Annotated in this window: 16 protein-coding genes; 3 read left to right on the top strand and 13 right to left on the bottom strand. The window is 63.5% G+C overall.

Features of this window, described 5'->3' with window-relative positions:
- Nucleotides 1–9 precede the first annotated feature (9 nt).
- The 8 genes from DMP08_RS10635 to glmS all read right to left on the bottom strand — a co-directional run bounded on the left by DMP08_RS10635 (nucleotide 10) and on the right by glmS (nucleotide 10,298).
- Nucleotides 10–894: an ABC transporter permease gene (locus DMP08_RS10635; protein WP_244596944.1), complete on the bottom strand. Its 885-nt coding sequence runs from the start codon at nucleotides 892–894 to the stop codon at nucleotides 10–12.
- Nucleotides 887–1,879, bottom strand: coding sequence for an ABC transporter permease (locus DMP08_RS10630; RefSeq protein ID WP_123192861.1), 993 nt, complete (start codon nucleotides 1,877–1,879; stop codon nucleotides 887–889). The genes DMP08_RS10635 and DMP08_RS10630 overlap by 8 nt, the downstream gene beginning before the upstream one ends.
- Nucleotides 1,880–1,895: 16 nt before the next feature.
- Complete coding sequence (locus tag DMP08_RS10625; RefSeq protein WP_123192873.1) at nucleotides 1,896–3,545, bottom strand: ABC transporter substrate-binding protein; 1,650 nt, start codon at nucleotides 3,543–3,545, stop codon at nucleotides 1,896–1,898.
- A gap of 179 nt (nucleotides 3,546–3,724) precedes the next feature.
- Complete coding sequence (gene ligA / locus DMP08_RS10620; protein ID WP_123192860.1) at nucleotides 3,725–5,866, bottom strand: NAD-dependent DNA ligase LigA; 2,142 nt, start codon at nucleotides 5,864–5,866, stop codon at nucleotides 3,725–3,727.
- Nucleotides 5,867–5,981: 115 nt separating this feature from the next.
- The gene (locus DMP08_RS10615) at nucleotides 5,982–6,509 is read right to left on the bottom strand and encodes an HdeD family acid-resistance protein (RefSeq protein WP_123192859.1); all 528 of its coding nucleotides are present in this window, start codon (nucleotides 6,507–6,509) and stop codon (nucleotides 5,982–5,984) included.
- Between the two features lie 48 nt (nucleotides 6,510–6,557).
- A complete protein-coding gene (locus DMP08_RS10610; RefSeq protein WP_123192858.1) occupies nucleotides 6,558–7,496 on the bottom strand; it encodes an NAD(P)H-hydrate dehydratase in 939 nt (312 codons plus the stop codon).
- 401 nt (nucleotides 7,497–7,897) lie between these two features.
- Nucleotides 7,898–8,455, bottom strand: coding sequence for a holo-ACP synthase (gene acpS, locus DMP08_RS10605; protein ID WP_244596943.1), 558 nt, complete (start codon nucleotides 8,453–8,455; stop codon nucleotides 7,898–7,900).
- 13 nt (nucleotides 8,456–8,468) lie between these two features.
- Entirely contained in the window at nucleotides 8,469–10,298 is a 1,830-nt protein-coding gene (gene glmS / locus DMP08_RS10600) for a glutamine--fructose-6-phosphate transaminase (isomerizing) (protein WP_123192857.1), read from the bottom strand.
- A gap of 474 nt (nucleotides 10,299–10,772) precedes the next feature.
- On the opposite strand from glmS, the gene DMP08_RS10590 reads away from it, so the two are divergent.
- Complete coding sequence (locus DMP08_RS10590) at nucleotides 10,773–13,721, top strand: MSCRAMM family protein (RefSeq protein WP_123192855.1); 2,949 nt, start codon at nucleotides 10,773–10,775, stop codon at nucleotides 13,719–13,721.
- A gap of 154 nt (nucleotides 13,722–13,875) precedes the next feature.
- Here DMP08_RS10590 and DMP08_RS10585 read toward each other — a convergent pair whose 3' ends face one another.
- Nucleotides 13,876–15,948 carry an elongation factor G gene (locus DMP08_RS10585; RefSeq protein WP_170158416.1) on the bottom strand — a complete coding sequence of 691 codons (2,073 nt, stop codon included), beginning with the start codon at nucleotides 15,946–15,948 and terminating at the stop codon, nucleotides 13,876–13,878.
- 317 nt (nucleotides 15,949–16,265) lie between these two features.
- On the opposite strand from DMP08_RS10585, the gene DMP08_RS10580 reads away from it, so the two are divergent.
- Nucleotides 16,266–16,607 carry a hypothetical protein gene (locus tag DMP08_RS10580; RefSeq protein ID WP_123192854.1) on the top strand — a complete coding sequence of 114 codons (342 nt, stop codon included), beginning with the start codon at nucleotides 16,266–16,268 and terminating at the stop codon, nucleotides 16,605–16,607.
- 42 nt (nucleotides 16,608–16,649) lie between these two features.
- Here the strand turns inward: DMP08_RS10580 and modD are convergent, their stop codons facing one another.
- The 4 genes from modD to DMP08_RS10560 all read right to left on the bottom strand — a co-directional run bounded on the left by modD (nucleotide 16,650) and on the right by DMP08_RS10560 (nucleotide 21,685).
- Complete coding sequence (gene modD / locus DMP08_RS10575; protein ID WP_123192853.1) at nucleotides 16,650–17,492, bottom strand: ModD protein; 843 nt, start codon at nucleotides 17,490–17,492, stop codon at nucleotides 16,650–16,652.
- A gap of 524 nt (nucleotides 17,493–18,016) precedes the next feature.
- Nucleotides 18,017–19,633, bottom strand: a complete 1,617-nt coding sequence (locus tag DMP08_RS10570) for a DUF4179 domain-containing protein (protein ID WP_123192852.1) — start codon at nucleotides 19,631–19,633, stop codon at nucleotides 18,017–18,019.
- Nucleotides 19,630–20,247, bottom strand: coding sequence for an RNA polymerase sigma factor (locus DMP08_RS10565; RefSeq protein ID WP_244596941.1), 618 nt, complete (start codon nucleotides 20,245–20,247; stop codon nucleotides 19,630–19,632). The genes DMP08_RS10570 and DMP08_RS10565 overlap by 4 nt, the downstream gene beginning before the upstream one ends.
- A 136-nt stretch (nucleotides 20,248–20,383) precedes the next feature.
- A complete protein-coding gene (locus tag DMP08_RS10560) occupies nucleotides 20,384–21,685 on the bottom strand; it encodes an amidohydrolase family protein (protein ID WP_123192851.1) in 1,302 nt (433 codons plus the stop codon).
- A 140-nt stretch (nucleotides 21,686–21,825) separates the two neighbouring features.
- Here DMP08_RS10560 and DMP08_RS10555 point away from each other — a divergent pair, with 140 nt between their 5' ends.
- The gene (locus DMP08_RS10555) at nucleotides 21,826–22,671 is read left to right on the top strand and encodes an Mrp/NBP35 family ATP-binding protein (protein ID WP_123192850.1); all 846 of its coding nucleotides are present in this window, start codon (nucleotides 21,826–21,828) and stop codon (nucleotides 22,669–22,671) included.
- Nucleotides 22,672–22,892 lie beyond the last annotated feature (221 nt).

Raw genomic sequence — 22,892 nt, 5'->3', positions numbered from 1 at the left:
GTCGCCCCCCTATTCCTGCGAACTGTGCGGATCGACCAGCTTGCGCAGGTTCGAGCCCGCCACGTCGAACAGCAGCACGGTCGCGATCAGCGCCAAGCCCGGAAACACCGCCAGCCACCACATGCCGGCCGAAAGGTAGCCCATCGATTCGCTGAGGATCACGCCGATGGCAGGCTGCTCGGGCGGCAGTCCGAATCCGAGGAACGTAATGGCCGCCTCATGCAGGATGGCATGGGGAAACAAAAGGATAAGCCCCACCAAGAACTGCGGCAGCACGTAGGGAAGCATGTGCTTCACGGCGATGCGCGCAGGGCTTTGCCCCAGCTTGCGCGCCGCAGCCACGAACGTCGACTCTTTGCATTGCAGGATCTCCGCGCGCACGACGCGAGCCAAACTTGGCCAGTGCGTAACGGCAACGCCGATGGTCACGCCCCAAAAGCCCTTGCCGAGCGCAAACGATATCAAGATGAGCAGCACGATGTGCGGCACGCCCATCATCAGATCGATAAGCCAGGTAACGGCAGCGTCCACCTTCTTGCCGCCCAACGCGGCGGCCGCGCCCAGAACCAGCGCGATCACCGAGGAGACGCCCGCAGCCAGCAAGCCCACAAGCACGCTGGTCGACAGGCCCGCCAACGTGCGCAACAGCATGTCGCGGCCCATCCAATCGGTGCCGAACGGGTGATCCCAGCTAGGTGCAAGGTTCTTGAGCGCGAAATCGGTCTCCATGGCGGAGCCGGTCACCGCAAGGCCCGCCGCCACGATGGCCGCAAGCGCCGCCACGGCCACCGCGAACGCCGCCAGCGTCAGCCTTCGATTGCCCACGCGCGCCTTGCGAGGCCGATAGAGCACGGGTGCCGGCGCGTCGCCGGCTATGCGAGCCAGATCAGACACGGGACCCCCTTTTCTCCGAACGTCGCATACGTGGATCGACCACGCCGTACAAGACGTTGGCAATCAGATTGCCGCCGAACACGAACGCCGCCGAGAAAAGCGCGATCCCGGCCAGCAGGGCCACGTCGCCGCCCAGGCCGGCCGTCACAGCCGCCTGGCCCAGCCCCGGATAAGAGAACACCTGCTCCACCAGCACCGACCCGCCGAATATCTCGGAAATCGACGCGAACTGCAAGGTCAGGGCGGGAAGCGCCAGGTTGCGCAAACCGTGCCGGCGAACGGCGCCCCACGTGGAAAGGCCGCGCGCTCGAGCGAAGCGCACGTAGTCGCTCTCCAAAACGTCGATGGTCTTCTCGCGCGTGTGCAGTGCGATGTTGGCCACGCCCACCACCGACAGCGTGAGGGCGGGAAGCGCCAAATGATGAAGCGCGTCGGCAAAGGTCACGTCCGCCGCAGACACGCCGATGGGAACCGAGAAGCCGAACGGAAACCACCCCAGCCATACGGAAAACACGATAAGAAACACCAGACCAAGCCAGAACGTCGGCACGGACGCCAGCAAAAAGCAGTACCCCTTCACCACTCGGTCGACCAACTTGCCGCGATTTGCACCCGCCAAAATGCCCAAGGCGAACCCCAGCACCCCGCTCACCGCCCAGGCGGTTGCCATGAGCGCGAGCGAATTCAGCGCGCGCGTGCCGATGACATCGGCCACCGGCGCGTTGTAGCGCAGAGACATGCCCATGTCGCCGCGCAGGAAGTCGGACGCCCAGTTCGCGTACCGCTCCCACAAAGGCGTGTTCACGCCCCAGTACTCCGCCAGCTGCGCGCGCTTCGCCTCGCTCATGTTGATGTAGGCGGCCTGGCCTACGTTCGCCTGCACCGGATCAACCGGCGATACGCTTACCAGGACGAACGTCACCAGGCTCACTGCAATCATGAGCAAGACGAACTTCGCAATGTTTCGAAAGATGAACCGGGACATGAACGAATACTATACGCTACATCCACGCCCACTGGTCGACGTTGTTCACGAGCGACCATCCATGACCGTGTGGATGCGGCTTCTGCTCGGCCACCTTGAGGTTGTCCTTCGCGAAATACAAGTGGTCGATGTTGGCGAACCACACCCACGGAGCCTCGCCCTGCGGCGCGAAGCCTTCGCTGCCATCCCATTGGGCTTTCTTCCAGAACTCGTAGGAGTCTTCGACACGCGGCTGAGCAAGCGCTTCGTCCAGATAGCGGTCGGTCGTAGCGCTCTGGTAGCAGGCGTAGTTCCCCGTGCCCTTGGAATAGAACAGGTTGTAGATCTCGGTGGGTGCGTTCGTGCCCCATCCCCACACCACGGGATCGCTGAACTGATGCGGGTACAGATCGTCCCAGCTCACGCCCTTGACAGACACCTCGATGCCCAGTTCTTTCATCTGGTTGGCAAATTCGGAGGCAATCGCCTGGCGCACCGTGTCGCTGGCCGAGTAGTACAGATCGAACGCCGCGCGCGTACCGCTCTTCACGCGAATGCCGTCAGAACCGACAGCCCAGCCGGCATCATCGAGCAGCTTCTTGGCCTTGTCCCGATCGGTAGCGCACTTCATATCGGGAGACGACCACGGCATGCCGTCGCCAACGCTGTACGCAACCGTGCCGAAACCGCCGAGCACGGCATCGATCATCTTGTCGCGGTCGACGCCGTAGTTGATAGCTCGGCGCACGGCCAGATCGCTGGTGACCGCGTTGCCCACGGCGTACTCGCCCTTCTCGTCCTTCTTCGTGCCGCCCGGAGCCGTTGTAGGAAGCGAGATGCCGCGAGAGTCGACGGACTTGCAGTTCAGCAAATCGTAGCCGCTCGGCTGGTTCGCCGCGAACGTCGCAGACGTGTACGCCACGTCCACCTGGCCGGACTTGGCAGCGGCAAGCGACGCATCCTCTTCCATGAACACCGCCACCACGCGTTCCATGCGCGGAGCCTCCCCGTAGTAGTCGGGGTTCGCCTTGAGGATGACCTGCTGGCCCTTGTCCCACTGCTCCAGCATGTAGCGGCCGCTGCCAATGGGGTTCGATCCGTAATCCTTGCCGTACGCGTGCTCGGGCACGATGCCAACAACCGCCAGCGTGTACAGCAGCGCGTTGAACGGCTTGGCCATGTTGATCACCACGGTGGTGTCATCGGGCGCTTCGGCGGCCTTCACCATGGACAGGTCGCATTCCGACGCATCGGAGTTCAAGATGCCGTTGATGGTGAAGGCAACATCGGACGCCTTGAGCGGTGTGCCGTCGGTGAATTTGACGTCGTCGCGAATCTTGAACGTCCACGTCATGCCATCCTGGGCGCATTCGTACGACGTGGCTACATCGTTCACGAACTCCAGATCGGCGTTCGTGGTGATGAGCGTAGATTGGATCAACGGCTCGTGCACATGCTCGCCGCAGCCCCAGGACACCAGCGGATCGAAGCCCGCTGCCGGCTCCGATCCCGCGGTCATGGACACCACCACCTGGTTCTTCGGCGCCGTTGCGCCGTCGGCACCGGCTTCGGGCTTGGACGCCGCGTTGTTATCGGACGAGCACGAAGCAAGCAGGCCGCCCAGCGAAAGCGCGGCAACGCCAGCCGCCGATGCCTTCGCGAAATCCCTTCGGGTAATACCGTTCATGAAAACCTCCCATGCGAACAAAGCGCGTAGCTTCCCGCACACTTGTAGTGTTACGGTTTCTATTTGCGTAACACACTATAGCATGCAAAACGGGGCCGGGGTGTTACGGACTTCTATATCGTAACTTCCTCGGTAGACGCGCGCTTCCCGCCGTGAACGGAAGGCCGACCCGCAGATCCCTACGCGCCCGCTTCGGACGACGGGGCCTCCCCCGTTTCCAGAATGCGCAGCAGCGCCGCTTCGTCCAAGATGGGGACGCCCAGGGAAACTGCCTTGTCGTACTTGCTGCCAGCCGCCTCGCCGGCCACCACGAAGCTGGTCTTCTTCGACACGCTGCTCGACACCTTGGCGCCGCGCGCTTTCAGGGCGCCGCCCGCCTCGTCGCGCGTCATCCCGCTTTCCACAAGCGATCCCGTCAGCACGAACGTCAAACCCGCAAGCGTCTGGGGCAGCTGATCGCCAGCAGCGGCGGCTTCGTCCTCCAACGCCACGCCATGCTTGCGCAAACGCTCGATCACGGCCACGTTGTCGGGCGTGCGCAAAAACAGGTACGCGCTCCGCGCGATCTTCGGGCCCACGCCGTCGATGGCGGCCAGATCATCTTCGGTTGCCTCCATAAGCGCATCGGCGCTCGGATACGCAGCAGCCAGCAGCTCGGCGATGGTCTTGCCCACGTGACGGATACCCAAGCCGAACAACGCGCGCGCGAAAGATCGCGTCCGACTTTCGTCGATGGCGGCCACCAGCTTCTTCGCCACGGTCGATCCCAGCCGAATGGGATCGCCGTCCTTGTTCACGCGGCCCATGTCCAAAAGCGAAAGCTCCGCCTCGTCCAGCGTGTAGTAATCGGCAACGTCGGTCAACCGACCGCTCTCCACCAGGCGCGACACGATTTCCTCGCCCATGCCGTCGATGTCCATAGCCCCGCGGCTCGCCCAATGGAGCAGGCGCTCCAAAGCCTGCGCCGGGCAATCGATGGAAATACAGCGGAAGTCCACCTCGCCCTCTTCGCGAATGACGGGGCTGCCGCAGCTGGGGCAGGCGCCGGGCATGCGCCACGACGCGGCATCGGCCGGGCGCAGCGAAAGGACCGGGCCCAGCACCTCGGGAATGACGTCGCCCGCCTTGCGGATGATAACGGTATCGCCCACGCGCACGTCCTTGCGCTGCACCTCGTCTTCATTATGGAGCGTGGCTCGGGCAACGGTCGAGCCAGCCACGACCACCGGATCCAGCTCGGCTACCGGCGTAAGCTTGCCGGTACGCCCCACTTGCACGGTAATGTCGCGTAAAAGCGTGGTCTTTTCCTCGGGCGGGAATTTGAACGCGATAGCCCACCGCGGCGCGCGCGCCGTGTAGCCCATCGACTCCTGTTGCGAGAAGGAGTTCACCTTGACCACCACGCCGTCGATCTCGTACGGCAGCTCCTCGCGCCGTTCGAGCGCGCGTTCGCAGAACGCATGCACCGCCTCAGCCGTCTGGCACAGCTCGACGTCGGGATTGACGTGGAAGCCGGCTTCGCGCAGCCACTGCAGCAGTTCCCATTGCCCTGCGGCATGCAGCCCGCGCTCGTCGGCAACCGCGTAGACGAACGTCGACAGATCGCGATGAGCCGTGATGGAAGGGTCTTTTTGGCGCAAGCTGCCGGCGGCGGCGTTGCGGGGATTGGCAAACGCCTGCTTGCCGTTGGCTTCAGCGGCCGCGTTCAGGGATTCGAAGCTCGACTTCGGCATGTACACCTCGCCGCGCAGCTCGACGGAGCCGTCTGGATCGACCAAGCCCGCCACGCCCTGCTCGCGCATGCGCAGCGGCACGTCCTTGACCGTGCGCATGTTGGCGGTGACGTCCTCGCCCGTCGTGCCGTCGCCGCGCGTCGCCGCGCGCACCAGACGCGCGCCTTCGTACGTAAGGGCTATAGACGACCCGTCGATCTTGAGCTCGCAGCACACCGGCACCATGCGACCGAACGCCTCGACCACGCGGTCGAGCCACGCGTCCAGCTCTTCCAAGTCCATGGCGTTGTCGAGCGAGTACATCCTGCGCGCATGGCGCACGGGAGCGAACTGGTCGCCCACGTAGCCGCCCACGCGCTGCGTGGGGCTTGCGGGGTCGATCAGATCAGGATGCGCCGTCTCCAGCTCGCGCAGCTCGCGCATAAGCGAGTCGAACGCCGCGTCGGATATCTCAGGTGCATCGTTGGCGTAATATAAATAGGTATGATGCTCGATTTCGCGCCGCAGCGCTTCCACGCGCGCCGCCGGATCGCTGGTTGCTTCCGCGAGCGCACGCTCGTCGAGCAGGGTTTGCCGTTCGTCTGCCATGGTCGCTTCTCCCGCCTTCGCCGCTATTCGGGAAGAAGGCCCCGATGAGTTCGGGGCCTTCGTTGATATCGATATGAGATTCTACCATGCGCGCCCGCAGCGAGCGCCGGCAACCTTATGCCATCATAGCCTTGCCGGCATTCCATCCGTAGAAGATCATCGACACGCCGCGCATCAGGACGAACACGGACAAGAACACGCTGAACGAAGCAGGCGAGAAGAAAAACGTCAAGCCGCACAGGACGCTCACCAGGCCGGAGAACACCATCCAACCCCACATGGGAACGCCGCTTTTGCGGATCTTGAACGCGCCGACAACCTCGAACACGCCGAATGCCAGGAAAAACGCGCCCATGATCCATGGAATGACCGCAGCGAACGCCAAAGGATGCAGCAAGAACATCAAACCGATCAAGATGTCCAGCACGGCATAGGCAATCACCCACCCCGACAAGTTCATAGCCTTATGGAACCTGATGTAGCTGATGATGTCGAACACGCCGGACACGAGAAACGCCGCGCCCGCGATGGCTGTGATGGTCACGAGAGTCAAACCCGGTGCAAGCAGGAAAAAGAACGCGCATGCTATGAGCATGATACCTGCGACAACCAGGCCCCAATCATGCTTTTTCGTCGTATCCATGGATGGCTCCTTCACAAGCGTTTCGACGCCCCCACGGCGTCGCCTGATTCATTGTAGCGCACCCACATGCGGCGGAGTCGCTGTCAGAAGACCGTTTTCGCACTGTTGCGCGCCTGATTCGATAAGCGCCGAAACAGCACGGGGAATCTCGTCGATAACGTCCTGGGCAACCGAGCACACGGAAGTCAAGCGCGCCTGGGCAAGGCGTCCAGCCCCCGCATGCAGGGTCGCAGCCAGCACGCACGCATCAAGAGCGCCCAAGCCCTGCGCCAGAAGCGCGCCCGTCATGCCGGCCAGCACGTCGCCCGTTCCCGCTTTCGCCAACGCCGGCGTCCCGCCCTCCACGCATACCACCCGATCACCGTCCGAAGCATACGTCACAGGACCCTTCACCAGGGCGATCACGCCGTACGCAAGCGCAATCAGACGCGCAAGGGCAGCAGGATCGTCCAGGGGCAGGGAAAACGGAACCGCCAAGCGGGCCGCCTCGCCCGCATGGGGCGTGATCACGGTGGAAAGCCCCCGAACGAACCGCTGCTTGAGCAAGCGACGGCCCTTGGCACATGCAAGCGCATCAAGACCGCCGCCGTCCACCAGCACGGGAGCCTCGGCATGCTTAATCAGCGCATGCACCAAACGCGCAGACTCGCCGTCGGTCGAATCGAAACCGCTGCCCACCGCATACGCGCACGGCTTGCCGGGACGCGATGGCGCCAGATCGGCCGCCGAGAACGTCGACCGAGGCCTCACCACAAGAGAATGGCTGGCGGCGCGAACCAAATCCACGGCGCGATCATGGGTGACCACTTCCGTATAGCCCGCGCCCATGCGCTCGGCAGCGCACGCCGTCAGGCAAGCCGCGCCCGGATAACGCGCGCTGCCCACCACAGCCGTCAATTTGCCACGCGAGTATTTGTTCGCATCTTCCGCCGGCAACGGAAGAAGGGCGGCCAGCTCGCCCAAAGTGCATGTGCGCACACCGTCCATAGCAACCGCCTTTCCGAAGCGCTCCGCGCTGTCCAGTATACCCCAAGCGAAACGGCCCTTCGCGCGAACGGCCCCAGCGCCGCCCCGCGCGCTAAAACCGCCCTCGAGATCCCGCGGGCCAACCAACGCTTGAGTCGGCGTCCGACCGGATGCGCGCCGGCAAGCTTGACGCGGACATGACGGCGATCCCCACCTGCACGATTCTTGCCTCAATGTTGCGCATGGCCCAACGCCTCTGAAAACCGCACCCCTGCGAACTGGGACAACAGGACTCGGAGCTCAAAGGAAGATCGGCAAAAGGGACCAGCGGCTTGGAAAGCGCAACATTTGGGGCAGAATTGAGCAAAAGACGAGCGCCGCCCAAGCCGTATCCAGCTGCATCCGCGCCCCAACCGGCCCGCCTACGAGGCCGGGTCGGCCTTCTTCGGCGCGTCCAGCTCATCGAGCATGCTGCGTGCCTCCTTGAACTGCTTCGCAAGCTCCTCCATGGGGTTCACCCGCTCCTCTTGGACGCGCACGGAATCCTCGGTGATGGCCATCGCGCATGCCACCGCATCGGTATGCGTGTAGGACAGGGAAAGCGGAAGCTCGCGAACGCCCTGCTCGCGCGCGATCTCCTTCGCACGTCCGGACAGCACCACATAGGGGCGCCCCTTCGCATTGCGCCGCACTTCGATATCGCGTACGCCGATGCCCCGGGAGAACCCCGTGCCGAGCGCCTTCACCACGGCCTCTTTCGCCGCGAAGCGCGTGGCGTAATGCACCTCGGGCGTGGCGGTGCCGTCGCAGTACGCGCGCTCGTCCTCGGAGAACACGCGCGTACGGAAGCTGGGGGTGCGCTGCAAGATCGCTCGCATCCGAGCGATCTCCACGATGTCCATGCCCAGGCCAACCGCACCCTCCACAACGCCGAACATGTCGGCGGCATCGGACGAATCCACACGCTTGCCCTGTTCCACGAACTCCCCTTCCCTATTCAACGGTCACGCTCTTCGCCAAATTGCGCGGCTGATCCACATCGCACCCTCGCTCGACGGCGATGGCGCGGGCGAACAGCTGCAGCGGCACGCTCGCCGTGATCGCGGAGAACGCATCGCGCACTTTCGGGATGTAGATGACGTGATCGGCATGCTGCCCGATCTCCTGATCGCCCTCGGTGGCGATGGCCACCACCATGGCCCCGCGCGCCTTGCTTTCCTGCAAGTTGGAGATCAACTTGTCGTAGACCGGGCTTTTCGTGGCCACGGCGATAACGGGGAAGCCCTCGTCGAGAAGCGCGATGGGGCCGTGCTTCATCTCGCCCGCCGGGTACGCCTCGGCGTGCAGGTAACTGATCTCCTTGAGCTTGAGCGCGCCTTCGTAGCTGATGGCGGCGCCCATGCCGCGTCCGACGAACAGCGCGCTGGCCGCGTCCTTGCACGCGCGCGCCGCTTCGTCGACAGCCGACGTGTCGGCCAGAATGCGCTCGACTTGATCGGCGGTGTCGGCCAGCTCGCGGAACAGAAGGCGCACTTGGTTCATCTTGAGCTTGCCCTTCACCTGGGCCAACAGCATCGCCAGAAGCGTCAGCGACACCACCTGCCCCAAGAAGGACTTCGTGGACGCCACCGCGATCTCCTTGTTCGCCTTCGTGTAGATCACGCCGTCGCTTTCGCGCGCAACGGGAGATCCCACCACGTTGGTGATGCCGAACACGCGCGCGCCTTTCACGCGGGCGTCGCGAATGGCGGCCAGCGTATCAGCCGTCTCGCCGGACTGCGACACGGCCACCACGAGCGTGGTGGGCGTGATGATGGGATTGCGATAGCGGAACTCGCTGGCGACCTCGACCTCCGTCGGGATGCGCGCCCAGCCCTCGATCAGGTTCTTCGCGATGAGCCCGGCGTGGTACGACGTGCCGCACGCGATAACGTACACGCGGTCGATCAGGTTGAGTTCCTCGACGGACAGATCAAGCTCGTCGATGGCCAGAGCGCCGTTGACCAGGCGACCCGCCAACGTGTCGCGGATAACGCGCGGCTGCTCGTGGATCTCCTTGAGCATGAAATCGGGGTAGCCGCCCTTCTCCGCCACGTCGACGTCCCAATCCACATGCGTGATCTCGGGTTGGAAGCGCTCGCCGTGGGCGTTGAAGAACTCCGAGGATTCCGGCGTCAGCTTGGCGATGTCGCCGTCCGACAGCACCGCCACGTCGCGCGTGGCGTCGATCACGGCGATGATGTCGCTGGCAACGTACGCGCCGTCGTCGGCAAGCCCCACCACCAGCGGCGAGTCCTTGCGCGAAACCACCAGCGTTCCCGGCTCGTCGGCGCTGATCACCGCGATGGCGTATGCGCCGATCAGCCGATCGGCGGCCTCGCGCACGGCCTGCATGAGGTCGTGGCTTTCACGGTATGCCTCCTCCACCAGATGAGGGATGACCTCGGTATCGGTCTGGCTGGTGAAAACATGGCCGAGCCCCTCCAGCTCTTCGCGCAGTTCGGCGAAGTTCTCGATGATGCCGTTGTGCACCACCGCGATGCGGCCGTCGCACGACGTGTGCGGATGCGCGTTCGCCTCGCTCGGACGCCCATGCGTGGCCCAACGCGTATGCCCGATGCCGCAGGTGCCGGTGAAGTTGAAATGACCGAGCGTGTGGGCCAGGCTGCTCACCTTGCCCTTGCGATGGACGGCCTCCAACGCGCCGTCCTGCTCGATGGCGATGCCGGCCGAGTCGTAGCCGCGGTACTCAAGCCGGGAAAGCCCTTCGATGAGGATGTCCTGAACGGGACGACGGCCCGTATATCCAACGATTCCGCACATGACGATGCTCCTAACGCACGCGGGTCATTCGGAAAACGCCGCGCGATCGGGATTCGAGCGCGGCTCGAAGACGTTTTTGACGTGCGCTATTGTAATTCAAGGGGTCGGCCCAAAGCTGCGAGCGCCCGGCGTTGTTGCGAATTTGCTCAATAAACGCATCTTTCCCGAAGCGCACGACACGCCTGCGCCGTTGCTTCGCGCGTTCCGACCGACTGCTCTGCAACGTCATTTCACCTGATGAGAAGCGCGTGCTTGAGCCGCGCTAGAATTCTGCTGGAACGGCGGCAGAATCAGGGCGGTAACGCGCTGGACACGCGCATGACCTACGCGAAAAGCGTGCCGCATGCGCGCTGGAAACAGCGCGAAACCGCGTGGGTTTTCGCTAGACGCACGTCATGAACCTGCTAGAACGCCTCGCTATGATGGAACCACGGCATCGCGCTGGTGCCGCCATCGGCGAGAAAGGGAACGGCCATGGATCGGCGTCGCGCAAACAACCGTGCGGAAGGCGGAAAGGGCTTCGAACAGCTGAAGCCCTTTCGCTCCGAAGCATCCGACCGAGGAGCGCTCGTCTGGTTTCTCGCAGCGCTGGGCATAGCCCTGCTCGCAAGCCTCCCCTGCTGTGCGCCGCAACCGGCGCACGCTGCGCCCTCGACCATCAACGGCACCTGCTACGTCGAATGCACCAACCCCGAAATCGACGGGCCGATGGGAGGCAACACGTTCATCGTGCGGTTCCCCCAGTACGGCATCGAAGCCACGGGGTACTGCACGTCGGGCCCGATGTACGGAACCCCGCTTCCAGGGCACTACCCGTTCACGGGAACGCGCCTTGGCAACGGCGGCTATGCGATCGCCGTCGACTGCTCGGGCGCGGGCATGTACCCGAACCACTACTCGCCCCTAGGCGCGCAGAACGTCGGCGAGTTCACCATCTACCTGCACGGATCGATCGAGCTTCAAAAACACGGGAACCCAGCGTACGAAAGCACCATGCCCGAAGCGTCCGTCGAAGGAGCCCGATACCAGCTGGTTTCCGCAGACGGCTCGGCATGCGCTTCCTTGACCACCGACGCCAAGGGGAAAGCGACGGCAACCGACGTTCCCCTTGGTCGATACCGACTCGTAGAAACCGCGGCATCGCCCGGCTACGCCCTGGACGAACCAGGCCAGACCATCGTTGTCGAAGGGGGCAAAACCTCTTACGCAAACAGCTGGGAGCCTCCTTTGACCGGATCCATCGGCGTGCAAAAGACGTCGTCAGCGCCCGCGGTAACGAACGAAAACCCCTGCTACAGCCTCTCCAACGCCGTGTACGGCGTATACGATGACGCCGCTTGCACCAACCAGGTGCAGCTCATCGTCACGGACGCAAACGGCTACGGGCAAAGCGAGGCGACCTTATGGCCCGGATCGTATTGGGTCAAAGAGGTGTCGGCGCCGAAAGGCTACGCCCTGGATACGCGAAGCCACCCCGTGGCGTTAAGCGTGCAAAGCTGCCTCGAAGGAAAGGCGCCCCTTGCAAGGGTCGTCGACGAACCGCAGCTTGCCCTTGCCGAACCCGTCGCATTGAAGATCGATGCGGAATCGGGGATCTCGCAGGCACAGGGCGATGCGACCCTCGCCGGAGCGGTTTTTCAAGTCGAGCATTTCGCCGGCACGTTCGCAACGCCGGAAGAGGCCGCCGCATCGGGGCTGCCGCCCACGCTCACCCTCACGGCCGTCACCGACGAGCAAGGCGTTGCGCGCATCGACCCCGCCCTGCTTCCGTCGAACGGCGCCGGGTCGGGGCTGCCGCTGGGAACCCTTGTGGTTCGCGAAGTTTCGGCGCCGCAAGGGTATTTGCTTCCCGACCCGTCGGCCTTCGCCTGTCAGATCGCGGCTTCAGGCGATAAGCCGCTTGGCGCGCTGTTCCACGCCGTCGAAGTGCCCGATCAGGTAATTCGCGGAGACATCGCCATCCTCAAGGTAGGCGCAGACGAGGGAACCACGGGGACCGAGGCCGAGAAGCGCCCGCTCGCGGGCGTGGCGTTCGACATCGTGCACAAGGCAACCGGGCAGGTTGCAGCGCGCATCGTCACCGACGATCAAGGCCGCGCCACCACCGCGCACGCGAAGGAGGCCGAACAGGCGGGGGCGCTGCCCTTCGGCACGTACCTCGTGCAGGAAGACCCCGCCACCACGCCTGCCGGGTACCAGGCCGCCCCTGCGTTTCCCGTCACCGTGGCGGATCACGCGCGCACCTATTCCTACACGGTCGAGAACGATACCGGGACGTTTCTGAAGGTGGTGAAACGCGATGCGGATACGGGCCGGACGATAGCGGGACGAACCGTGTTTCGGATTCTCGATCGCTTCGGCAACGCGGTTGCTTTCAGCGCCGATGCCGACGCAAAGGCTGAAACCGAGTTCGCCACCGACCAATCGGGCAGCTGCCTGCTGCCCGGAAAGCTCAACGGCAAAGAAACGTACTGGGTGCAGGAAATCGCGCCTCCGCACGGCTACGTATTGGACGCAAGCCCCGTGCCGTTCTCTCTCGCCACGGGAAGCGGACGCGATCCGGAGGACCCCCTGGTCGTCGCGATCGAGAACAAACCCCAAACGGCTTGCCTGACCCTTCGCAAGACCGACGCCGCAACGGGGCTGCCCCTGGCGCAGCGCGGCATCAGCTGGGAAGTGCGCGCCGCTCGAGACGTGGTCAGCGCCGACGGGACCACGCGCGCATCCCAAGGAGAGACGGTTGCGACGCTCACCTCGGACGACAGCGGGTCGGCACGCGCGACGGGGCTTTATTTGGGCGCGTACGAGATCATCGAAACGCAGGCGCCGCCAGGCTACGTCCGCGCAACCGAGCCCCTGCGGGTCGAGCTGGTCTACGGCGACCCCTCGCAACCATCCATCCATGCAGAAGCCGAATTCCCGAACCGCCCGGCCCAAGGCTGCATAACCGTTGCGAAAACGGACGCGACCAGCAAAGAACCGTTACCCGAAGCGCTGTACGAGATTCGCGCGACGCACGACGTCGTCGCTACCGACGGGTCGGTGCTTTTACAGGCCGACGACGTGGCGGCTACGCTGCTCACCGACGATGCAGGAACGGCAACCACCGGCCCCTTGCCGCTCGGCCGCTACGAAGCGGTGGAAATCAAGGCGCCGGAGGGCTACCAACTTGACGGAACCGAACATCCCGTCGAGCTTGCATGCCAAGACCAGGAGACGCCCTTGGTGCAGGCGCGCCTAAACCTTGCCAACAATCCCCTGCCCTCCGCCCAGCCCGAACCCGCCATCGCCAAAACCGGGGACAGCGCGCGATCCGCAGAGTTCTCGCTCGCGAGCATCATAGCTGCCGCAGCCCTCCTGGCGGTCGCGTCGCTCGAACGAACCGCAAGGCATTCCGCCCGGACAGGACGCCGACGCACTTGATCCACAGTCGCCGCACGCGTCCCGGAAGCTGCCAGGCGCAACGTCGATCACGCCCCAGCACGCCAAACGCCGGGCGTACCACGCGAAAAGGCGCGCCGTCCGAGCGAATCGGACGACGCGCCTCATGCCTTGCGCATGCCTCTCGCAAACGATGCTAGTTTCCTGCGGCCCTTGCCTCCTGGTACGCTTCGACCAGCTTCTTCGTCACTTCAGCAGGCGCGGGCTCGTATCCTTCCAGCTCGATGGAGTACGATCCCGATCCGCGCGTGATCGAGCGCAGGTCCTTCGTATACGTAACCACCTCGGCGTACGGCACGCGCACCATGATGACCGTCTCTCCCGCATCGTTGGAGTCGGTGCCCACGATGCGCCCGCGGCGCGTGGAGATGTCGCCCATGACGGGACCGGCGTATTCCTCGGTCACCGTTACGTCAAGCGTGGCCATCGGCTCGAGCAGAATGGGAGAAGCCTTATCGCATGCCGCGCGGAAGCCTATGCGCGCCGCAGTCTTGAACGCCATTTCGTTGGAGTCGACCGCATGATAGGAGCCGTCGAACACGGCGCACTTGACATCGACCATGGGATACCCGGCCAAGAAGCCCTCCGTCATCGCATCCTGCACGCCCTTGTCGACCGCCGGAATGAACCCGCGCGGAATCTTGCCGCCCACGATCTCGTCCAAGAACTCGTACCCGCCGCCAGGATTCGGCTCCAAGCGCAACCAGCAATCGCCGAACTGACCGGCACCGCCCGTTTGCTTCTTGTGGCGACCCTGCGCCTCGGCGACCTTGCAGATGGTTTCGCGATACGGGATGCGCACGGGCACCAGCTTCGCCTCGACGCCCGTCTGCTCCTTGAGCCGGGCCAGCAACGTGTCCACCTGGGCATCGCCCATAGCGGTCACGACGGTTTGATGCGTCTCCTCGTTGCGGTTGACGCGCAGCGTCGGATCGTTTTCAACGGCGCGCGTCAAAAACGTGCCCAGCTTGTCCTCGTCCTTCTTGTTGACGGCCTCGATAGCGACCGGATACTGCGGTATGGGCAGCGGCAGCGGGTCGATGGCAACGGTTCCCGACTTCGAAAGCGTATCGCCGGCGCGCGTATCCGTCAGCTTCGGGACCACGATGATGTCGCCCGCCTTCGCGCTCTTCACATCGGTGGCCTCTTTGCCCATCATGACGTACAGGTGGCCTAGCCGGTCCTTCTTGCCCGTGCGGGCGTTCACCAGCTCCATGCCCGGTTCGAGCACGCCGGATATAACCTTGAAGAAGCTCAAGCGACCGACAAAGGGATCGGACACCGTCTTGAACACGAACCCGGCAGGCTCGCCCGTCTCGTCCACGAACGTTTCCTCGCCGTTGGCCAAGCGGAAGCGGCCATGATGGCGGGGGTGGGGGAAGTACGTGGCGATGTCCTCCATGACCCCCTGGATGCCCTGCTTGATGATGGTGGATCCCACGAACACGGGAATGAACAGCTCTTGCGCGATGGCCTTGTCCAGCAGCTGCTCCAGCTCCTCCTGGGTAAGCTGCTCCTCGCCATCGAGGTACTTCATCATCAGCTCGTCATCGGCCTCGGCCACCAGGTCGCATAGCTTGTCGCGAGCCGCTTGCGCAGCTTCAGCATAGTCGGAGGGAATGTCCTCCACGCGTTCCGTCTCGCTGCCTTCGTCGAAGTAGCGGGCCTTCATGCGAATGACGTCGATGACGCCCTTGAAATCCGCGTCCACGCCGATGGGGATGGTGACGGGGCCCAAGCGCGATCCGAAGCGCGCATGCAAAAGCGCCATGGCGGTGTCGAAGTCGGCGTTCTCGCGGTCGATATGATTGATGAACACGGCGCGGGAAAGACGCATGTCCTCGGCCTCGCGCCACAGTTTGGTGGTCATGACCTGCGGACCTGCTACGGCGTCCACTACGAACAAGGCCATCTCGGCCGCCTGCATGGTAGCCAGCGTGTCGCCGATGAAATCGGGGTGCCCAGACGTGTCCAGCAGGTTGATCTTGTAGTCCTTGTACGGAATGGGAGCGATGGACGTGCCGATAGTAAACTTGCGCCGGATCTCCTCATCGTCGTAATCGAGGTAGGATTTCCCGTCGTGCGTCGTGCCCATGCGGGGCGTACGGCCGCTGACGTGCAGCATCGCTTCGGCGAGCGATGTCTTGCCGGCGCCGTCTTGGCCTACCAGCACGATGTTGCGCACGTGTTCGGTAGCAGGAGCTGCCATGTTGACCACCAACTTTCGTGTTGCGTGATCCTGCGCCTTCGCCATGAATCCCCAGGCGCGAACCACAGTCGAGCCTTACATGCCTACTTCACCTTCGCGCTGTGCGCGCGAAAACCGCTGCCACCAGTGTATCGCATGCAAGCGCCGGTCGCGAGCAGATAATGACCGCAGACCTTTGAAGAAGTCGCAAAGGACTCGTTACCGAACGGTGACAATGCCGCGAAGAGAAGCGATGCCGGATACCGCAAGAACATGCGCCCCGTATAATCGAAAAGAAACGCGACCGCACATCGCGGCCCATCGTAAGCGAGGAGATCATGAGCAGCCAGAACCCCATCATCGACGTCAGCCCCGTCGCCAGCGAAAGCGGCACCGACCGGGGTGCGCAACAAGCGAACCGCCAAACGTTCCGCGTGCCATCGTACGGAAAGGGCGGCGCGCAGGCAACCGCCGTCGATGCCGCGGTCATCGGAACCGACGGAGCAGCCGCCGGCAAACCCAACCTGATAGGCGGCGCCGTGCAGACGGCCGTGGGCGGCGCGATCATGCTGCTGGGCGTCCCCATGCTCATCCTGCCCGGTCCCGGCCTGCTCGCCATCGGCGGCGGAGCCGTCATCGCCGGCAAGGGTATCAAGAAGATGCTGGGGAAACAATCCTAGCCGAATCGTCGCACCGCCAAGCCGCGCGACGATCGCACGCGATCACACCGCGCGCATGCGCACGCTCATGTCGAGCGGCTTGGCGGAAAACGGAGCCGTCGTAGCCAGACCGTCCACCCCCGTGGCAGCATAGGCCCCCGCATTCCCAACGTTCACGCCGCCCGCGGCAATCAGCACGCACCAAGGGTCGATCCCTCGCAACTCCTTGACAAGCGATTCCAGCTCGTCAACGGGAATCTTGTCCAATTGCAAGCCGTCCACCCCGGCCCGAGCCAACACGCGAGCCTGCTCGGCGCTCGCTTCCACGAACAGCTTCTTCTCGATGCAGCGCGCCTTGACAACGGGCAGCTGTTCCACGAACGCATCGAATCCACCGAAAAACGCAAGGTGATGGTCGAACACGAGCACGGTTTCGGACAGCCCCAGCCGGTGGGGAAACGCGCCGCCCGCCATGACTGCCCCGGTCAACAGGTCCTTCGCGCCCGGCATGCTCTTGCGCGTGGTCAGCACCTCGCAGCGCGGATTCTCCGCATGCGCCGCATCCACCATAGCGCGCGTCTTCGTAGCCACAGCCGACAGGTGGTCGAACATGTTAAGGCACGCCTTCCACGCTGCGTGAAGATCGCCCGAACGCCCGCGCACGCTCATGAACGTCTCGCCCGCCATCACGCGATCCCCGTCGGCGGCGGCCGAAACCACCTGGCAGCCCAGCTTCGCCATGATGCGCTCCACCGGCTCGACGCCGGCCAGCACGCAGTCCTCGCGCGTGAAATAGTCCATCTCGCCCGGCTCGTCGCCAATTCCGAGCACTGCGCACGTCAGGTCGATATAAGGCACGTCTTCGGCGATAAAGCCATCGATTCGCGCATCGGGGATCCTCAACATAAGCCAGTTCCTTCCATCGACATGCTCGATCGCCAGCGCAAACCAGGCCGCGCGACGCCCTGCACAGCAAACGGCAGGAGGCGTGCAGCGAGCAACTGACGGATTGAGCATCGCAGAATTATCACCAATCCAGAATAGTGCTTTTCCGTCCGTTCGCCTAGCTGAACTTTCCGTGCCGCCTCAAGGAAGGTCGCCCGCCCTTGCCGAGCGCAGCGACCATGCGCTGCGAAGCAGGAAGCAGGTGCGCGAAACGTGGGCGCGAATCGGCACCTATGACAATTTCGAGCGCAATCGGAACCGCATGTTGGCCGCATGCCAAAACACGACCAGGCCTTTTTAACGGCACGTCGCCCGGAAACGCGCTCTCGGCGCTCGAACTATTGTCACAGGTACCGATTCGCGCCCACATCCCGAGCGTAAACTGCCACGCAGGGATCGACGTGGCCCGCGCCTTAAACCGCCGAGCGCAGCGACCATGCGCTGCGCTCGGCAAGCTCAAGCAAGCGCTGCCGACCGGCAAGCCCTTAAGCGAACGGTACGGTCTGCGCCGCATCCGACTCCTCGCGGTATTCACCGAACGCGCTGCGATAGCCGTAGCTCGTCAACCCGCGCAGCTCTTCGTCGCTCGCCGCGTAATACGACGTCATCTGCACCAGTTCGCCCGTCAAGTAATCGCGCTTCGTCCATACAACGGCCGAGTGGTAGCCTTGCCCCGTCTCGCCGGTTTCAGGATTCGTCCACGTGCTCACCAGGGGCGTTGCGTCTTCTTCGGGAATGAGCTCCATATAGCCGCCCATGGCCTGCCAGCCGTAAGGCTTGAGCGCGATGCTCACCGTCCTGTCCTTCACGTCCCAGCCGACCAGCTCGTAGCCGCCGTATTCGCTCGTGGGCAGTTTCGCGCCTATCTGAGAAACGTCGATCTGCTGCGAGTTTCCGTCGCCGAGCGTCTTGCGCTCGTCAACGGAAAGGGACTCCCAATCCACCGCGTTCAGCATCGGCGTGAACGTGACGCTCTTCGCATCAGGGGAAAGGTTCGCATACTCCACCACGTAGTCCCCCGCCGGATTGACGCCCCCTCCATCGCCCGCTCCCACCGGCACCAATACGTTGCCCTGGTCATCGGCGACCTTGAGCATCCTTGGCGCCAGCGCACCGTCCGGTACGCGGTACAGGGGCCGACCGTCCTCCTTGACAGTCTCCACCTCGTCGTTGCGAACCACCATCACCGTGCCCAGCTCGGACGACGTGAAGCGCTTGATGCCCATGGTCTTCTCGCCTGCGCTCGTGGAGAACGTCAAATCCTGCGACCCCAGTTCGCGCGGCTGGTCGACCGTGCTCAAATCCAAACCGGCATCCATCGAGAAGCTTGTCGAACCGCTTTCGGCACCTACGCTCCAAGGAGCCCAGCCCTTCAACGCGACATCCACCTGGTCGGGCAGCGTGGACTGCGGCACGATGCGCTGCATGACCTTCACCTTGCCGTCCTCCATGTACGCGTCAAGCTGGTTGACGGAACCGGTGCCCAAAGCTTCGCCATTGCTTGTCAGCTCGTATCCGAAACGTGGGACCAAGTTCTGCAGCTTCGACCAGTCGTTTTCCTGGGAACCCTGGTAGTTCGACAATTCCGACAAGTCGAAGCCGCCGTCTTTGTCCAACGTGAAGAACAGGTTCACGATGCTTCGATCGCACGACACGGAGTCCAGCGTCACGCGCACGCCGTCCACTTCCGCCGTCTGCCCCACATCGGCCTGCAAGCTGGAAACCCCCTTCTGCAAACTGTTGTACACGGGCAGGTTCTTGCCGCCTTGGAAAAACGAGGCGTCGCCGGGCTGCATCTGCAGCAAATGGGATCCCGCATACGCCACGCCGCCCAGCATGGCCACCGCCGCCGCAGCAGCCGCAGCCACAAGGAAGCCGCGCCTGGTCATGCGCTTCCCCGCAACCGCATGCGCGGCCTCGCCCTTGTCCGCCGGCATGTTCGAGCCTGCGACCGTTGCGGATTTCGCCGGCATTTGAGGAATGGAATCGAGCGTCGCGTACGTGCGCTCGAGCTTGGCGCGAGCCTCGGAGGGCATGGGGTCGCCCATGCCGCGCGCCAGCAAACGGCGCAGTTCGTCATCGTTGTTCATAGGATGCGTCATCGGGCTGCCTCCGCTTTCTGGTTGTCGTTTCCGCAATAAGCGTCTCTGAATCGAGCGCGCGCACGCGTCAGCCGCGCGCGCACCGCGCCCTCCGAGGCGTTCAATATGGCTGCAATCTGCTGTGTAGGGAAATCATCGAGGTAGAACAACGTGAGCACCAGGCGGTCGTCAGGAGAAAGTCGGGCGATCGCCCGGCGCACGTCCATCGCCTCGTCTTGGTCGGCTCGGTGCTTCCCTCCGACGATCACGCGAAAATCATCGAGGGGAACCGCATCGACCCCGCCCCTTTCGCGGTCGCCGCGGTTCGAGGGCGCATCAACCTGAAACGTCTCCGGGGCATAGGGGGCTTCGCGGCCTCGCTTGCCGCGGATGTCGAAGGAAACCCTCAACGCTATGCGCATGAACCAGGTTCCCACGCTGCTGCGCCCCTCGAATCGAGGGATGGCCTGCCAAGCTTTGACGGCCGCCTCCTGCAGCGCGTCGGCTGCGTCGCATTCGTTTCCGAGCACCGCGAGAGCCGCTCGCCATAGCGCGGGCCTGCTTTGCTCGAACAGCGCGACGAACGCCTCGCTGTCGCCCTTTCGGGCGCGCTGTATCAAATCATCCAAAAGCATTTCCTCCTCGTGTTCGGCCGTTTCATCATTAGACGATCCGGCCGACGGAAACGTTACACGTTTGCCCGAGGTTCCCGAAAAAGAAATGCCGAAGGCGCCGATGCGCTGCGTGCGGCGGCGCATCGGAGAAACGAGCCTACAGTTCGCCGATGATGCGCTGCGTGCGGGCGGCCACCTCGGCTTTGGCCCGCTCGATGTCGAGCGTGGGCCACGCGCCGTCGCGATACACCACCCGACCGTCGCACATGGTCAAGCACACGTCCGCGCCATGACCGGCGTACACCACGTTCACCAGCGGATTCGTCATGGGCGCCCACGAAGGCCCCGTCACGTCGACCACGCACAGGTCCGCCCTTGCGCCCACGCCCACGAAACCGCAATCCTCTCGGCCTTGAGACAGCGCGCCCATGCGCGTGGCGGCCGCAAGCGCCTGCTTGGGCGTGACCACCGACGGATCTTGCGACGAGCCCTTGTACAGCAGCGCCAGCAAATACAGGTCCTGCATCATGTCGTGGTTGTTGTTGGACGCCATGCCATCGGTGCCCAAGCACACGTTCACCCCGCGCTCGAGCATCTTCGGAATGGGAGCGAACCCGCTTCCCAGCTTCATGTTGGATGCAGGGTTGGCCGCCACGTACACGCCCTTGCCCGCCAGCACGTCGATGTCCCCGTCGTCCACCCATACGCAATGGGCGGCCGTCACCGGGCCGTCCAGCACGCCCAGGCTGTCGAAATAGCGCACGGGCGTCAAACCGCCATGGCGCTGCTTGCATTCCTCGTGCTCCAGCTGCGTTTCCGACACATGAACCTGCAAGCGAAGCCCGTTCTCGCGCGCGAATGCCGCCATGTCCGCCACCGCCCGCGGGTTCGAGGTGTACTCTGCATGAATGTTGCAGTCCACCACGATGCGACCGTCGGCAGCGCCTTGAAGGTCCCCGATCAACCGTTCAAGACGTCCCTTGAGAGGAAGGTCGTCCAACCCCACGTCCCCAAACGCAATCAAAGAATCGCTCAGATTCATCTTGATTCCCGCATCCATGGCCGCGCGAGCGCCTTCGTCCATGTGATAGTACATATCGGAGAAACCCACCACGCCGTAACGCGCCATCTCGGCGCACGACAAAAGCGTGCCCCAATAACAATCCTCGGGCGTGATCCGCGCCTCGAAGGGAAACACGGCGTCGTTGAGCCACGCTTGCAGGGGCAGATTCTCGGCATAGCCGCGCAAAAGCGTCATGGGGGCGTGGGCGTGGGCATTGTAGAACGCAGGGATGAGCAGCCTCCCCCGCCCGTCGTACACCTCGCCGAACGCACGGGCAACGTCGTCCTCAGGAGGCGCGCTGTCGACATAGGCGATGCGCCCGTCCTTCACGCCCACCCATGTATGCGTTCGGTAATCAAGGTTTTGATCGATCAGGTCGATGTCTGCGAACAGCATGCGCGCTCCTTTTCAGCGAATTGCATCGAGCGCAGTCCGCTTTCCATCCATTGCGTCGTTTCGCCTTATGCTATCATGCGCGGTATGACGAGAGCCGCGTCCGCCGCAGACGGGCGCGGAAAACCCAGAAAGAAGGAATCATGGCAGAAGAATGTTCGCACGAGTGCGGTAGCTGCGGCGTATCCGGTTGCGGGGATCGCACTTCCCAAGGCCCCTCCACCATCGATACCAACGCGCGCAGCAACGTCAAGCACGTCATCGGCGTGGTTTCGGGCAAGGGCGGCGTGGGGAAATCGCTCGTGACCAGTCTGTTGGCCAGCCAAATGCAAAAGCGCGGGTTCAAAGTGGGAATCCTGGACGCCGACATAACCGGCCCGTCCATTCCCAAGACGTTCGGAATCACCAACCCCTTGACAGCCGATGCCGACGGCATCCTGCCCGGTCAAACCCAAAGCGGCATCAAGGTCATGTCCACCAACCTGATGCTCCCGAAAGACGACGTGCCGGTAGCATGGCGCGGCCCGGTGGTCAGCAACGCCATTCGCCAGTTCTACAGCGAGACCAACTGGGGCGAGATAGATTACCTGTTCGTGGACATGCCTCCGGGAACTTCGGATGTGCTGCTCACCGTGTTCCAGTCGCTGCCGGTAGACGGCATCGTCACCGTGTCGGCCCCGCAGGAGCTCGTAGCCATGATCGTGGGCAAAGCCGTGAACCTGGCGCATGACATGAACGTCGAGCTGCTGGGCTTGGTGGAGAACATGGCGTACTTCAAATGCGACAACTGCGAAAAAGAGCATCACATTTTCGGAGAGCCCCAGGGCGCTGCCGTTGCCGAACGCTACGATATCCCCGCGTACGCGACCCTTCCCATCGACCCTGCGTTCGCGCGCCTGTGCGACGAAGGCCGCGTGGAAGAATACGACGTCGATGGCGCGCTCGATCCCATCATCGCGCAAATCGAGAAGGCCTGCGTCGCCGAATAAACCTTCGGCAGATCCAGCCTGCAACCCCTCCCCAACTTTGACGAAGACCTCCTCAGGCGCTGCTGCAAGCGCTCGAGGAGGCCTTCTTGGTTTTGGGTTAAGTTTCAAAAAGTGTGTCTATTTCTACCCTGTATTACCAGTTCATCAATAGAAAATAGACCCTAGAAGTTGTTTCGCACCAACTTCTAGGTGTTTCAAAAAGTGTGTCCGATTTCACCTTG

Source organism: Paraeggerthella hongkongensis, from assembly GCF_003726035.1.
GTDB lineage: Bacteria > Actinomycetota > Coriobacteriia > Coriobacteriales > Eggerthellaceae > Paraeggerthella > Paraeggerthella hongkongensis.
This window is presented reverse-complemented; position numbering and strand designations above follow the sequence as displayed.